Genomic DNA, 14,626 nt, shown 5'->3' with positions numbered 1-14,626 from the left:
TTTCATTATTCTAAGAAATACTATTTGTGAAAAAGTCGAAGTGAGACACATTCGAATAGATATTAAAAAAAAACTCATTCTACCAAATCAACTCTAAGATGGGCTAACCTTAATTAACCCACCTCATTCCCCTCCTACTTTTTATTTTCATACTTCTCGATAAACTTTTGGTCAAGCTCTTTTGAGTCTTTGTATTTTACTCTAAGCTCTGCCAGTTTTTGTTTGAGATCTTTAACGATCTCAGCATAGGCAGGATCGTTAATTACATTATTCAATTCTTGAGGATCTTTTTTTCTATCGTACATTTCCCATTCGTCTACATCATAGTAAAAATGTACCAATTTGTAATCTTTATTTACAATGCCATAATGCCTTTTAACTGCATGTTCTGCCGGGTACTCATAGTAATGGTAATACACCGCATCTCTATTCCACTGGGCAGTATCACCTTTTAATATTGGCATCAAACTTTCACCTTGCATATCGTTTGGTGCTTGTACTCCTGCTACTGCTAAAAATGTTTGAGCAAAGTCGAGGTTTTGCACCATTTCATCAGAAGTTGAACCCGGTTTAATCACTCCCGGCCAGCTCATAAGCAATGGCGTTTTAAAAGATTCGTCGTAGATAAATCGCTTATCGAACCAACCGTGTTCGCCCAGATAAAAACCTTGGTCTGAGGTATAAACAATCAATGTATTTTCTTTTAAACCATTTGCTTCTAAGTAGTCTAACATCTTGCCCACATTTTCATCCACAGCAGCAATGCATGCCAAATAATCTTGCATGTATCGCTGATAGCGCCACCTCATTTTATCTTGCTCGCTCATGTTGGGGTAATGCTGTTTGAACTCCTCATTCATCGGGCCATATACCGAATCCCAAGATGCCTTTTGAGCATCGGTAAAATGTTCCATTCTTAAATTGTAAGCCCTCGTTCCCCACTCAGAAGTTTCTTCAATTCCTACTGCTTTTACCACTTCCGGATCAAGCTTAGAGTCACTTGCCCAGTTCATGTGTTTGAGTATGTTCATCTCGGCTTCTTTGGCAGCCGTTCCCCTTGTGGCAAAATCGTCAAACAAAGTAGGCGGTTCTGGAAAAGTCTTATTGATGTATTCTTTATAATGTCTTTCAGCAGGAAACCATTCTCTATGTGGTGCTTTGTGGAGATAGAATAATGTGAACGGTTTTTCTTTATCTCTTCGGTTGTCTAACCAATCGATGGTTAAGTCTGTAATGATATCGGTAACATATCCGATAATAGTTGTGTCTCCTGTATTGGTAATAAATTTCGGGTTATAGTACAAACCTTGCCCCGGTAGAATCTTGAACTCATCTATGCCTTTCGGATTATTGCCAAAGTGCAACTTGCCAAACATGGCAGTTTGGTAACCCGCTTTTTGTAACAATTGCGGAAATGTAACCTGCGTGGTATCGAAAGGAAATAGGTTATCTATTTTGCCATGTATATGTGTATGCTTACCTGTTAAAATCGTAGCGCGCGAAGGGGCACAAATAGAGTTGGTCACACTCGCATTGGTAAAAAGCATGCCCTCTTTGGCGATTCGGTCGATGTTAGGAGTTTGAATAAGTTTATCGCTGTAAGCACTTATTGCTTGGTATGCGTGATCGTCTGCCATCATAAAAATGATGTTGGGTCTACTGTCTTTTTCGACTACCTTTTTATCAGTTGTACAAAAAAATAATAATATGCTTAACAGTAAGGGGTATAACTTCAGATTCATAAACTTAAGCTTCGAGATTTGATACAATGGTTTCAATTAGATGTATCATTAATTTTACTACAAAAAGCTTAGAAATGATAATGGGAAGGAGGTAAACAAAACCGGAGGTGAATATTTTGTTACCAAAGTTTCAAATCGGGCATTTTAAAAAAGGTTGACATGATGTTGCCAACCTAAATATTAGATTATGATCTATTAGATGATTCTTTTACAACAATGTATCGTAGTAAGAAATTACTTCTACTAAGTCTTCTGGATTGCTAATCTTATATTTATTCTCTTTTAAGTAACTGGATATCTCATCTTGTTTAGCACCCATCTCTTCCAGAAAATTCTTCTTCTTTAAGGGTAACTTGTAGAGTATTCCGTCTGGCTTGTATAAATAGTAAACTTTCTTGTGTACGATTTTATCTCGTGGTGTTGCTCCACTAGAAGCCATCGCTCTGGTAGCGCCAAATGAGGTATCTGCCACTTTAATTTCAGACTGATAATCTACTACCAATTTAGATTTACCTGTGTATAAGATTTCAAAATAGTTGTTCTTTTTAATGTTGTTGTCAGATGAGGTAAAACCATTTTGGAAGTAAAGCGAATACTCTCCGTTTTCATCAATTATTTTAAATTTATGAATCTTGGAGTTATCTAAGAAAAAAGAATCTTGTGCCATTTTTACCTCTACTAAATCAGACATAAGATTATATCGCAGAAGTGTATGCTCTGGCGCTTCTGCATCATCAAAATAGATCAGTCCATTCTGCCACTCATTAGTTTCAGAATAGTATGGAGAGCCATCTAGGTTATTTACATTCGGATCGTGAAAATCTGTAATTGCGGTCGATTCTCCCGTGGGGTTAAAAGCAAAACGGTAAGCCTTTGCAATTTGGGAATAAGAAGGTGTAGCACATATATAGATAATAAATAGGATAAAATTAATTTGAACTAACTTCATAATACTAGATGAGTTTTAATAATCAGAAATTACTAAAAAGGCACTCTGTTTTTCAACAAAGTACCTTTTTCACTTTTCATTGTGTTAACTATATTTTTTAGTTACCTCCATCCCACCAAACTCTGGTTGAATGCAAATCGCCACCCATTCTAGAAACAGCAGCATCTAAGTTTTCAGCATTCAAATCTTTTTCAATTTGTGGATATGGCAATCTTCTTGGAATAGCATCTAAAATAGCAGCAGGTGCTGGTGAAAGTTCTGGGTAACCAGTTCTTCTAAACTCAGCATAAGCTTCTAAACCAGTAAGGTATAAAGCATAATATTTCTGGTACCCGATAGATTCAAATCCATCATATGCAACTTCTGGTTGAGCTAAATAAGCAGTAATGTCATCAGAAGCTACACCCCATTGTTCCATAGAAGCAGTAATACCTTCTTCATAGAATGTAGCAGCATCCCCTTCTATCCAACTTCTTTCAGCGGCTTCTGCTTTAATAAAGCAAACCTCTGAGTATGTCATCATATACCCAGGGTAAGTTGCTTGTCTAATAGAAGAACCTGGGAAAGAAATTGAGGCATTGGTAATACTACCTGCATCTGCATCAGAAATTCCATAAGGCATACCTATATAAACATCAGCAGGGTCTGTCGGAGCTTCTGCTGGATCTGCATAAATTGGAAGTCTTGGATCGTCTATATCTTTTAGCATTCCTACTAAAATATCGCTAATTGCATAATCAGTTCTACTATCTACATTAAAGTGATAGTACAAAGGGTTTGAGTTGTTAGCATCAGACAAATAAGTATAAGAGGCATTATCATCATTGCTTTCAAACACACCATTTGCCAAAGCAGAAGTAATTGCATCTTGAGCTAAAGAAGGATTTACGTTTGTCATTCTAATACCAACTCTCATTAATAATGAGTTAGCAAACTTTTTCCAAGCATCCATATCGCCATCAAAATAGATATCGCCTTGTACACCAAGACCACCATCAATTTGAGCTGACGCTTCTTTTAGTTCAGTTACAAAATCAGCATAAATATCAGACTGCGCATCGTAACCAGGTTGGAAGTTATCTGAACCAGTTAATGCTTGAGAATATGGAATATCGCCCCAGAAATCTGTAATGTGTTGGAACAATAATACCTTCATTATTCTTGCAACTGCAATTTGGTTATTCGCACTACCAGAATTAGCATAAGATTCTGCTACCTCTGCATCGCTATTTAACTCAATAATCTTTTGGAAATCTGACAATGGGCCAGAATACCAACCTGAGAAATTAGACTCTGGTGTGTCGTATCTAGTAATACTTGTATACTGAGTTTGAGAAAGTTGCTGTGTATAGTGCACCCCGTATTCATTCCAATAATCAACACTTAATATATAAGTAGTTGCAGCACGTTGGCCTTGGGTCATTAAATAAGATGTAGGTACATCAGTTGGGTTGTTTGGGTTGGTGTTCGCTTCCTCAAAATTATCTGTACAAGCACCCAAAGCTATCAGTACAGAAAGAATTAAATATTTATAATTATATAGTTTCATATTCAAATGATTATAATCTATTAATAATTGACCTAAAAATTTCGCAGGCATCAAATACCAATTGGTAAAATCTGCCTATTGTAATCGCTATTACAATTTGAAATTCAAGTTAAAACCATATGATCTTACACTTGGGTGCTGACCATTCTCAAAACCTTGAATGTTACCAGAACCTAAACCAGCTTCTGGATCAAGGTTAGGAATATTCTTATGAAGGATAGCCAAGTTTCTACCAACAAGTGAAGCGTTGATTGTACGGAAAGGAGTTTTGTCAACCCATTTAGATGGAATAGCAAAAGACAATCTAACTTCTCTTAATTTTACAAAGCTAGCATCGTAAGCAAATTCTTCTCTAATGTTTCTTAAAGCTTTCCAGTAAGACTGAGACTCTAGATAGATATCGTTAGGAGTACCATCTTCGAAAACACCATCGGCTCTAAAACCACCATTGTCTTCTACTGGATCTCTTTGAGGAGTACCTCTATCGTTGTTACCTGCTGTTATAGCAAATAAACCTGAGTAAGTACCATATCTGTTGGTAGTAGAGTAAACAGTACCACCTTTTTGGAAGTCAATTAAACCACTTAAAGTAATTCCTTTGAAAGAGAAAGTATTGCTGATACCACCAGTGTAGTCAGCTAAAACAGAACCAATCACTTTGTTGGTTTCTCTTACATAAAAACCATCTTCGTCAACTAACTTTTGGCCATTTTCGTGGTAAGTATAACCATCTGCTACGATTGTACCGTAAGGCTCTCCTACTCTAGCGTTAACTGAAGGTCCCCAGCTAGCTAACTGATAGTTGTCTAATCCTTCTGCTAGTTCAACAACCATGTTGTCGTTCATTGCCCAGTTAAAGTTCATATCCCAACGGAAGCTGCTTGGCATTTTAAGGATTGTAGCGTTCACCATTACTTCCCAACCTTTGTTGGTTAATTTACCAGCGTTTACAAATGCTCTAGAGTAACCACTTACTGCAGGTACTGAAAGGTCTAGAATTTGGTCTGTTGTTACATTGTCGTAGTAAGTAACATCTAAACCAAGTCTACCAGTAAAGAATCGTAAATCGATACCTACTTCGTAAGAAGTTGTTTGTTCTGGTACTAAAGCAGCATTGTTAAGATCGTCTGATACTGAGAAAGCAGGAAGACTACCGTAGTTATTTTGGCTAGTATATACATTCTCTAATCTGTAAGGATCAGTATCGTTACCTACTTGTGCCCAACCAGCTCTTACTTTACCGAAAGATAAAATATCTTGTGCACCTAGCAATTCAGAAAACACAAAGCTTGCAGTAGCAGATGGATATAGGTAAGAGTTGTTATCTGATGGAAGAGTGGAAGACCAGTCGTTTCTTAAAGACATATCAAGGTATAACATATCTTTGTAACCTAAGTTGGCACTACCATAAACACTATTTACAATTTTCTCTGAGTAGTAGTCAGTAATATCTGGTCTACCAGTAGAAGCTTCTAAGCTGTAAAAACCTGGAACACTTAAACCATCAGTTGTTGCGCCATAGTTTCTGTAGTATTTTTCTCTTCTTGAGTTAGCACCTAAGTTTACAGCTACTGAGAATGACTCGCCTAAGTTTTTGTTATACTGAGCTAAGAACTCATAGTTATTTTCACTAAGTGTTCTTACATCTTCAGAATATTTAGACTGAGGAATTGAACCTTCAGCAATTTTCATTTCTCTTCTATCAGTGTAGAAGTCTGTTCTTGCCCAACCAGATACTTTTAGGTCTGGTGTAATATCATAAGATAAAGATACATTTCCAAAAACTCTTTCTCTGTAATCTTCAGTAGGGCTTTCGTATAATACCCAGTATGGGTTTTCCCAGTATAACGGACGAAGGTTAGTAGGGCTACTGATGTTCCAAGTTCTGTCGATTCCATCTGGAGTTTTATAGTTTTTCAACTGTTCCATATCAACTTGTCTTTGGAACCACTGGTTGTAACTAGTTACTACGTTACCTTGGTCTGCACCATAACCAGTACTTGGTCTACCATGTGTATCTGTTCTTACATAGTTTACATTAGCACTTGCAGTAAACTTATCGCTCAATTTATGTGAACCAGAAAAGTTGATCGTGTTTCTGTCCATTTTACTGTTTGGAATATGACCCTTTTGGTTCATATGTGTCATTGAGATACGGAAAGAACTTGACTCGTTTCCTCCATCTAAAGCAAGGTTATAGTTTTGAGTATAACCAGTTTCGTAAAAATCTTTGATGTTGTCTGGGTGAGCTACGAATGGAGTTAATTGTCCGTAGTTTGGATCATCTGGGTACCAGCTATACCACTGTCTTACCATTTGGCCATCCATTCTTGGACCCCAGCTTTCATCAGCTGCATAGTTTACTACTGGCTCCCCTTCGTATAAGTCAAACTCTTGCTTATAACCACCACCATATTCGTTTTGGTAGTCTGGTAAAATTAATACAGAGTTGGCTGTCATACCCATGTTGAAGCTAACACCCAAACCTTTTCTTTGGCTACCTTTTTTAGTAGTGATTAAGATTACACCGTTAGCAGCTCTTGAACCGTAAAGTGCAGCAGCACTAGGTCCTTTTAGTACTTGCATAGATGCAATATCATCAGGGTTAATATCCTGTGCAGCATTACCGAAATCGGTACCACCACCACCATTCTGAGTACCAGTAGAGTTAAAGTTTGAGTTGTCAATTGGAGTACCGTCAACTACGAACAGTGGGTTGTTATTACCAGTGATTGAATTTACACCTCTAATCACAATTCTAGAAGAACCACCGAAGTTACCAGCAGAACCAGTTACCTGTACACCTGCTACTTTACCAGCTAAAGAGTTTACAATGTTTGTCTCTCTGGTTTGTGAAAGTGGTTCAGCATCGATACCCTGAGTGGCATAACCTAAAGATCTTTCCTCTCTTTCTATACCTAATGCTGTAACAACTACTTCTGATAGTTGCTTGGCATCTTCTTCTAAACCAATAGAAAATTCAGTCTGACTTCCTATTTCTACTTCTTGTGTTTTAAAACCAATGTAGGTAAAAACTAATGTTGTTGCAGTCTCTGGTGCGTTAACTTTAAAGTATCCATCTACATTTGTAATTGTACCTATAGATGTACCTTTAACTACTACGTTTACACCTGGTAAGGGAGATTGATCTACGCCTGATGTTACAGTTCCAGAAATTACTTTGTCTTGAGCGTAAGCAAAATGCATAACAAGAATCAGCATCACGCATAGCGACGATTGTAATAATCTTCTCATAAATTTTGATATTAAATAATTGATAAAAAATAACATTTCCTAAACCATTATTTAAGAAATGATAATAGTGTATTAGCCCCTTTTTAAGTAAAAGGAGTGATAGTACAAGTAGTCACAAAAAATTAATTTTGTTGTTGTTAATGTGAGAATCAGAAGTATAATGTGAGTTATTGGTATAAGACGTTGTTATAACAGTCTATATATCACTCATCAGATCATAAATTTCAATAAAGATAGAATAACAAAGTGTAACGAACAAAATATCTGTAACAATTAATTAGCGATAGCTTCGCTAAATCGTTATACTGATATATTGTTATATTAATATTTTTCCATTCTAAATAATCAAGTTTTTTGATGATTTTTGATATAGAATATGACTTTATTAATAACAAAAGGCTAACAATAAATTATTAGCCTTTTGTTATTATACTTTTTTTAGAACTAGTTTTCTTGATTGTACATATCGATGTATTTCTGGTCTAATTCTTCAGAATCTTTATACTGAACTCTTAACTCTGCCAGCTTTTCTTTAAGCTCTTTTACCACATCGGCATAAGCTGGATCAGCATATACATTATTTAATTCTTGAGGGTCTTTTAGTCGGTCGTATAATTCCCATTCATCCACATCATAATAGAAATGAGCCATTTTGTATTCTTTGGTTACAATTCCATAATGTCTCTTCACCATATGGATTGCAGGGTATTCATAATAGTGATAATACACTGCATCTCTATTCCAATTTTCTGTTTCGCCTTTTAATATAGGTATCAAGCTTTCACCTTGCATGTCTGCTGGTGCTTCTACTCCTGCTGCATCTAATAGCGTTTGGGCAAAGTCGAGGTTCTGCACCATAATATCAGATTTTGAACCAGCTTCAACTTGTCCCGGCCAACTTACTATTAGAGGTGTCTTAAAAGATTCATCGTAGATAAATCGCTTATCAAACCAACCATGTTCTCCTAAATAGAATCCTTGATCAGAAGTATAAACTATGAGTGTATTCTCTTTTAATCCGTTCGCTTCCAAATAATCTAATAATCTACCCACATTTTCATCTACTGCTTCGATACAAGCCAAGTAATCTTGCATATAGCGTTGGTAACGCCATTTCATTTTTTCCTCATCCGTCATATTCGGGTAGTTCTTTTTGAACTCCTCATTCATTGGGCCATATACCGTATACCAAGCTTTTCTTTGCTCTTCGGTAAAGCGTTTCATCTGACCCACATGCGCATTAATCCCCCAACTAGATGGTTCTTCAATGCCCAACTCTTCCATAATCTCTGGTTCAATTTTAGAATCGCCTGCCCAGTTCATATGCTTTAATAAATTCATTTCAGCTTCTTTAGCTGCTGAACCCCTGTTGGCATAATCATCGAACAAAGTTGGTGGCTCAGGAAAAGTTTTGTTGATGTATTCTTTATAATGTCTTTCGGCAGGTAACCACTCTCTGTGTGGTGCTTTGTGTAAATAGAATAAGGTAAATGGCTTTTCTTCATCTCTTCGGTTATCAAGCCAATCAATAGTAAGGTCGGTAATAATATCGGTTACATAACCGGTAATGGTTGTGTCTCCTGTGTTGGTGAAAAACTTAGGATTGTAATACTGACCTTGACCGGGAAGAATCTTAAATTCATCAATTCCCTTAGGATTATTGCCAAAGTGTAACTTACCAAACATGGCAGTTTGGTAACCTGCTTTTTGAAGTAATTGAGGAAATGTAACCTGCGTAGTATCGAATGGAAAACGGTTATCAATTTTACCATGAATATGGGTGTGCTTGCCTGTTAAAATAGTTGCACGAGATGGCGCACAAATTGAGTTGGTCACACATGCATTGGTAAACAACATTCCTTCTTTGGCAATTCGATCGATGTTAGGAGTCTCTATGAGTTTATTAGAATAAGCACTAATCGCCTGATATGCGTGGTCATCAGACATCATAAAAACAATATTAGGTCTTTTGGGCTTTTCTTCTTCCGCTATTTGCTGTGCTCCTTGCTGGCAACTGGCAACAGCCAACAAGTAAATTAGTGAAAGTACAGAGAGTTGTAGCTTCATAGATTATCTTCATTTACATATTAAAAAAATAGAATGAGCATATTACAAAAAATTCAGCTAATCTCTGTCATGTTCAGCAAGGTGATTACAAAAAAAGAAAGCCCTGCAAAACAGGGCTTTTAAAATTCTCTATATTATATAATGCTTATTGCGCATGGATTCCAAACTTGTAACTTGTTTCAGATTTCCAAACCTGACCAGAGTCTAACTCAGTAGTTGGGTAATCAGGATGGTTAGGGCTATCTGGGTAGTGCTGTGTTTCTAAACAGAAAGCGCCTCTAAAAACATACACTCCACTTTTACCTTTATCGCTATCCATAAAGTTACCACCGTAAAATTGTACAGCTGGTTCAGTTGTAAATACTTCCATTTCTACACCTGTAGTTGGTGCATAAACTGTCGCTATTTTTTCAGGCGTTTCGGTAATTCCTTTGTTTAAGATAAAGTTATGATCGTAACCATTTCCAATTTTTAATTGCTCATCTTCTTCTTCAATTCTTGCTCCAATAGCAGTTGGTTCTCTAAAGTCGAAAGGAGTGCCAGTTACATCTTTACCTGCACCTAATGGAATTAAAGTTGAATCTACCGGAGTAAATTGATCTGCCATAATTTGTAAAACATGGTCATTAATATCGTCATTCGCTTCACCTTTTAAGTTAAAGAATGAATGGTTTGTGATGTTCAATACTGTCTTTTTATCAGTAGTTGCTTCGTAAGCAATGTCAATGGCGTTGTCATCAGTTAGTGTGTAACTTACAACTACATCTAAATTACCTGGGTAACCTTCTTCCATATCTGGTGAACGATATTTTAAAGTAACTGAATTGCCAGATTCTTTATCTAACCTCCACATTACATTATGGAACCCCCCCGGGCCACCATGCAATGCATTTGGGCCGTTGTTTTGAGCCAACTCGTAAGTTTCGCCATCTAACTCAAATCTGCCTTCATCAATTCTGTTTCCATATCTACCGATAATAGAACCATAGTAAAACTGATCTGACCCAGTATATTCTTTTAATGAATTGTAACCTAAAGCCACATCTAAAGTATCGCCATTTTTATCTGGAACATTAATACTTACAATACGAGCACCGTAATTGGTAATCGTAACTACCATTCCATTTTTATTCTCTAAAACATAAAGTTCGTTTGGTTGATCGTTTATTGTGTCTTTAAAGGCAAGTTTAAGTTTATCCATTTCCGACAACTCCTTGGTAGTTTCTTCAGTGCTTTCTTTTTGGCAACTAGAAAAAACAGTTAAAGCTAATAGTCCTGCAAAAACAGCCCATGTTTTTACCAGTTTCAGAAAATGCATCACTTCAATTGTTTGTTTTTCCATATTTATTAAAATCTGTTTAAAAAGTTCTGTTGAAATAAGTCTATAAAAGTGTTCTGCTAACCTCTGAAAAAACAGGCTAACCACCATAATTTAAGCTTTTACTAATGAATAGATACTTGGAGGATTTTGTTTTGGTATTTTGAGGAAATATACCAACAGGCAAAATAGAAAATTAATCTGCATTGCTAAAATTATCGCGAAGTAGTACTATTAGTAAAAAAGCTGTATTAATGGTCAATTTCATAGAAATTTTCCTTCGTCTATATTTAAGTGTTAAAATAACACTTATTTTCCCATAAGACTAAACAAATTTTATTATTTATTATGGTAAATCAAACTGGAATGTTTTTTTTCATCTCTTCCAAAATGTGAAAAACAGCAGGGCAGTAGAAAGTATTTGGTGCATGCAAATGTAAATTTTTCGAAAACTCTTGACTCCCCGTATGCGGATATTCTCGGCAGGCTTTGGGTCTCACTTCGTAAATCGAACACATATTATCTTCTTGCAAAAAAGTACAAGGTGTCGTTTTCATTACCTTATCTTGATCTTCGTCTATCATCAGATAAGTATCTTCAAACTCTTGAGGTTTCATGCCCAAGTGTTTGGCAATTCTATTTACATCTGTATTATTTACTATGGGCGGAATGCTACTGCAACAATTGGCACATTGGAGGCAATCTACTTTCTTAAAAGTTCTTTCGTCAATTTCATCTGCGAAAACATCTAGTCGCTTGCCTTTGTGTTGAGCAAGTTTATTAATAAACTTTTTGTTCTGCTTTTTAACTGATGACTTTTTCGCTTGCCATTCTTTATACCACTGTTCAGAAGTTTCTTTCATTTAGTATATATTCCAAAATATTAAAAAAGCTATTATTTGCTTATTAGCAACAAATTATAATTTTTACACAAAAATATATATCAAAAAAATAATTCATGAATAAAGAAGAATTAAAAATCGAAATTGAGAATCTTCAAATACAGGATGATTTTTCTGATTTTATTAATTACATCTCAACAAATAATGTTAAACTAACGGCACAAGCAAACCATATAGGTCCAAAAGACTGTTTTGCGATAAATAACCTGTTGTACCACAAACAAGCAGTAAAGCATAATAAATTAAAACATCCAAAATATCATGCTATTTGGTTGTTCTTTCAATTAGGTCTAACAAGTGGTTTGTTAGAAATTGATGATCAAAAATCAAGTAATTACCTCAAAGTTAATGAAGAGAAATTCAGTTATTTCATGTCATTTAACAAGGTTGAAAAGTATTTAATGCTGTTGGAAACCTTATGGGTAAAATGCTGCCTTGAAAACTTAAATCCAGATGGACGAGGACCTGATTTTCAAGAAAATTTGAATGATTTTTTTGAGTCGCTTGAAGAATCATTACCCAATAAAAATGAGCCTAATAACTTATTCTATAGCCATTATAACGATGTCATTATACAACTACCATTTTTTGGCTGGTGGGATTATTCATTAAAAAAAGATACAACTTATTATGATATAGTTGAAGAAGTAGACATATCATTATTGGGCGAATTTTTTATCAAAAAATTAAAGGCTGAACGTCCATTATTATTTTGGAATAAGCATTCTCGTATAAATAAATCCTATTTGTTTGAAACTACATTTATGATGTTTCAATATGAAAGAACTGATCTTTCAGAAGAAGATATAAATAAACTACTAGATCGTGTAAGTAAAGAGAGTTTCTTAGATGTATTTACTGATAATTTTGAAGAAGGCATTTTAGATAAGAAAAATTTTTATTCATCAAATACTCAAGATAATAATTACATTTTTAAAGTTGCATTAACCAAAAAAATCTGGCGCAAAATAAAAATTTCAAGTTTAGCTACTTTTGAGGATTTACATATTGCAATTATGCAAGCCTTTAATTTTGATAATGATCATCTTTATGCATTCTTCCTTAGTGGTACTGTTTATAAAGGCGATTCTTTGAAAGATCCTAGAAGAGAAGAAGCTCCTTTTGCTGATGAAGTAGAGATAAAAGAGGCGGATTTACAAAATGGGGATAAAATAGCATACCTTTTTGATTATATAGCTGGTTGGCAATTTTTACTAAAATTAGAAGAAATTGAAACTAATACCACACCTTTATCTAAACCACAAATAGTTGATACCAAAGGAGAAGCACCTGAACAATATCCAGACTGGGAGGAATAGCCTTTAGCTATTTCATTTCCAGTACTTTTTGCCAATAGCCTTCATCTACAGGAATACCTTTTTCTGTGTTTTGCTTTCTGGTGAGTGAAGTTCTTTCACCCGGATAGTATACTTTATCTTCTTCTTTGAAAGTGCTTACACTATGTAGGTGTTTTATTACTTCTTCTAACTTGGCTTCTACAAATTGAGGACTGCTAATTTTTTTAAGGTCTATCGCCATAAACATTTGAGAAAGCCCAGCTTCTTCTTGATGTTTGCCAATATCTGTTGTAGTGTTTCCACCAGAAAGTAAAGCAGCCAATAAGTCTAACATCAAAGATAAACCTGCTCCCTTCCAATAACCGATTGGCATGGCTAATTCACTTTGCTCAATCTCTGCTGCATTCTTGGTTAGCTCACCTTTATTATTATATCCACCAATAAATGGTAACTCTTCATTTTTCCTTTTATACAATTCGATCTTACCAAAAGAGAATAGAGACATGGCCATATCTAAAACCAGATGACCGCCTTTTTTTGGAATGGCAATTATTAAAGGATTATTACCAATAACATTTTCACTCGCACCCCAAGCTGGCATATTGGGCTTGGTATTCGTCCAGCAAATTCCGATAAAGCCATTGTTGGCAGCTTGCCAACCAAAAGCTCCTCCCCTCATCCAATGGTTAGTATTTTTTAAAGCCAACATAGAAAGACCTTTTTCTGCTGCAATTTCCATTGCTCGATTCATACAGAAATGAGCATTGGTATTTCCCGGTCCGGCTTGCCCATCCCACACTTCTACATTACCCAACTCTTTTACCTTAACGGGATCGTTTTCTGGTTTTACATGACCCGACTTTATGGTATTAATAAATCTTGGAAACCTGTTTAAGCCATGAGAGTAAACTCCATCTAGACTAGTTTCGGTAAAAAGGCGGGCACTCAAAGATGCCTTCTCTTTGGTAAATCCGTAATTGAGTAAAATTGATGTGAAGGTTTCGAACATTTCGTCGAAAGAAACTCTGAGCATAGTTGTTTTATTTAGTGTTGAGATTGTTTCGCAAAATGGCAAACACATTAAACTAATCAAAGAAAAAGGAGTAACTTAAGTTCTCTAATTTCTTTTACTCACCTTCATTTTTTAATTGAAGTAAATCCCATTTGTTACCATATAAATCTTCGAAGACTGCCACTGTTCCGTAAGGTTCGTATCGAGGCGACTCTAAAAATTTAACCCCATTGGCTGTCATACTTGCATAGTCTCTTTCAAAATCGTCTGTATTTAGAAAAAGAAAAACGCGTCCACCCGTTTGGTTACCACAAGATTTTAATTGCTCATCTCCATCAGCTTTTGCCAAAAGCAAACATGTTTCGGTACTACCCGGCGGAGCTACTAAAACCCAGCGTTTAGTTTCACTTAGTTGAGTATCTTCAATTAGTTTGAAACTTAGCTTTTTAGTATAAAAGTCAATGGCTTCGTCGTAGTCTTTTACAACCAAAGCGATGTTCGCAATTCTTTGTTTCATCTTTCTATTGAGGTTAA

General features: G+C 35.6%; 10 protein-coding genes. 1 reads left to right on the top strand and 9 read right to left on the bottom strand.

Features of this window, described 5'->3' with window-relative positions:
• Positions 1-134: 134 nt before the first annotated feature.
• The 7 genes from OQ292_RS23115 to OQ292_RS23085 all read right to left on the bottom strand — a co-directional run bounded on the left by OQ292_RS23115 (position 135) and on the right by OQ292_RS23085 (position 11,743).
• The gene (locus tag OQ292_RS23115; protein ID WP_284686751.1) at positions 135-1,742 is read right to left on the bottom strand and encodes a sulfatase family protein; all 1,608 of its coding nucleotides are present in this window, start codon (positions 1,740-1,742) and stop codon (positions 135-137) included.
• A gap of 208 nt (positions 1,743-1,950) precedes the next feature.
• A complete protein-coding gene (locus OQ292_RS23110) occupies positions 1,951-2,691 on the bottom strand; it encodes a hypothetical protein (RefSeq protein WP_284686750.1) in 741 nt (246 codons plus the stop codon).
• A 97-nt stretch (positions 2,692-2,788) separates the two neighbouring features.
• On the bottom strand, positions 2,789-4,240 hold the full coding sequence (locus OQ292_RS23105; RefSeq protein ID WP_284686749.1) for a SusD/RagB family nutrient-binding outer membrane lipoprotein: 1,452 nt from the start codon (positions 4,238-4,240) through the stop codon (positions 2,789-2,791).
• Positions 4,241-4,330: 90 nt separating this feature from the next.
• Positions 4,331-7,495 carry a SusC/RagA family TonB-linked outer membrane protein gene (locus OQ292_RS23100; RefSeq protein WP_284686748.1) on the bottom strand — a complete coding sequence of 1,055 codons (3,165 nt, stop codon included), beginning with the start codon at positions 7,493-7,495 and terminating at the stop codon, positions 4,331-4,333.
• A gap of 444 nt (positions 7,496-7,939) precedes the next feature.
• Positions 7,940-9,562 (bottom strand): sulfatase family protein, encoded by a 1,623-nt coding sequence (locus tag OQ292_RS23095; RefSeq protein WP_284686747.1) that lies wholly within the window; start codon positions 9,560-9,562, stop codon positions 7,940-7,942.
• Positions 9,563-9,707: 145 nt separating this feature from the next.
• The gene (locus OQ292_RS23090) at positions 9,708-10,904 is read right to left on the bottom strand and encodes an aldose epimerase family protein (protein WP_284686746.1); all 1,197 of its coding nucleotides are present in this window, start codon (positions 10,902-10,904) and stop codon (positions 9,708-9,710) included.
• Between the two features lie 332 nt (positions 10,905-11,236).
• The gene (locus OQ292_RS23085) at positions 11,237-11,743 is read right to left on the bottom strand and encodes a YkgJ family cysteine cluster protein (protein ID WP_284686745.1); all 507 of its coding nucleotides are present in this window, start codon (positions 11,741-11,743) and stop codon (positions 11,237-11,239) included.
• Between the two features lie 95 nt (positions 11,744-11,838).
• Here OQ292_RS23085 and OQ292_RS23080 point away from each other — a divergent pair, with 95 nt between their 5' ends.
• On the top strand, positions 11,839-13,101 hold the full coding sequence (locus tag OQ292_RS23080; protein WP_284686744.1) for a plasmid pRiA4b ORF-3 family protein: 1,263 nt from the start codon (positions 11,839-11,841) through the stop codon (positions 13,099-13,101).
• Between the two features lie 7 nt (positions 13,102-13,108).
• Here the strand turns inward: OQ292_RS23080 and yiaK are convergent, their stop codons facing one another.
• Both yiaK and OQ292_RS23070 read right to left on the bottom strand, forming a co-directional pair.
• Entirely contained in the window at positions 13,109-14,113 is a 1,005-nt protein-coding gene (yiaK, locus tag OQ292_RS23075; RefSeq protein WP_284686743.1) for a 3-dehydro-L-gulonate 2-dehydrogenase, read from the bottom strand.
• 94 nt (positions 14,114-14,207) lie between these two features.
• Entirely contained in the window at positions 14,208-14,609 is a 402-nt protein-coding gene (locus OQ292_RS23070) for a VOC family protein (RefSeq protein WP_284686742.1), read from the bottom strand.
• Positions 14,610-14,626: the final 17 nt, after the last annotated feature.

Origin of the sequence: Chondrinema litorale, assembly GCF_026250525.1 — a bacterium.
Lineage (GTDB): Bacteria > Bacteroidota > Bacteroidia > Cytophagales > Flammeovirgaceae > Chondrinema > Chondrinema litorale.
The sequence above is the reverse complement of the archived record's forward strand: the minus strand, read 5'-3'. Positions and strand labels throughout refer to the sequence as shown.

Bases quoted from the DNA above. Each gene is read 5' to 3' on its own strand.
- OQ292_RS23115 (WP_284686751.1), bottom strand. From the start codon at position 1,742: ATGAATCTGAAGTTATACCCCTTACTGTTAAGCATATTATTATTTTTT.
- OQ292_RS23110 (WP_284686750.1), bottom strand. From the start codon at position 2,691: ATGAAGTTAGTTCAAATTAATTTTATCCTATTTATTATCTATATATGT.
- OQ292_RS23105 (WP_284686749.1), bottom strand. From the start codon at position 4,240: ATGAAACTATATAATTATAAATATTTAATTCTTTCTGTACTGATAGCT.
- OQ292_RS23100 (WP_284686748.1), bottom strand. From the start codon at position 7,495: ATGAGAAGATTATTACAATCGTCGCTATGCGTGATGCTGATTCTTGTT.
- OQ292_RS23095 (WP_284686747.1), bottom strand. From the start codon at position 9,562: ATGAAGCTACAACTCTCTGTACTTTCACTAATTTACTTGTTGGCTGTT.
- OQ292_RS23090 (WP_284686746.1), bottom strand. From the start codon at position 10,904: ATGGAAAAACAAACAATTGAAGTGATGCATTTTCTGAAACTGGTAAAA.
- OQ292_RS23085 (WP_284686745.1), bottom strand. From the start codon at position 11,743: ATGAAAGAAACTTCTGAACAGTGGTATAAAGAATGGCAAGCGAAAAAG.
- OQ292_RS23080 (WP_284686744.1), top strand. From the start codon at position 11,839: ATGAATAAAGAAGAATTAAAAATCGAAATTGAGAATCTTCAAATACAG.
- yiaK (WP_284686743.1), bottom strand. From the start codon at position 14,113: ATGCTCAGAGTTTCTTTCGACGAAATGTTCGAAACCTTCACATCAATT.
- OQ292_RS23070 (WP_284686742.1), bottom strand. From the start codon at position 14,609: ATGAAACAAAGAATTGCGAACATCGCTTTGGTTGTAAAAGACTACGAC.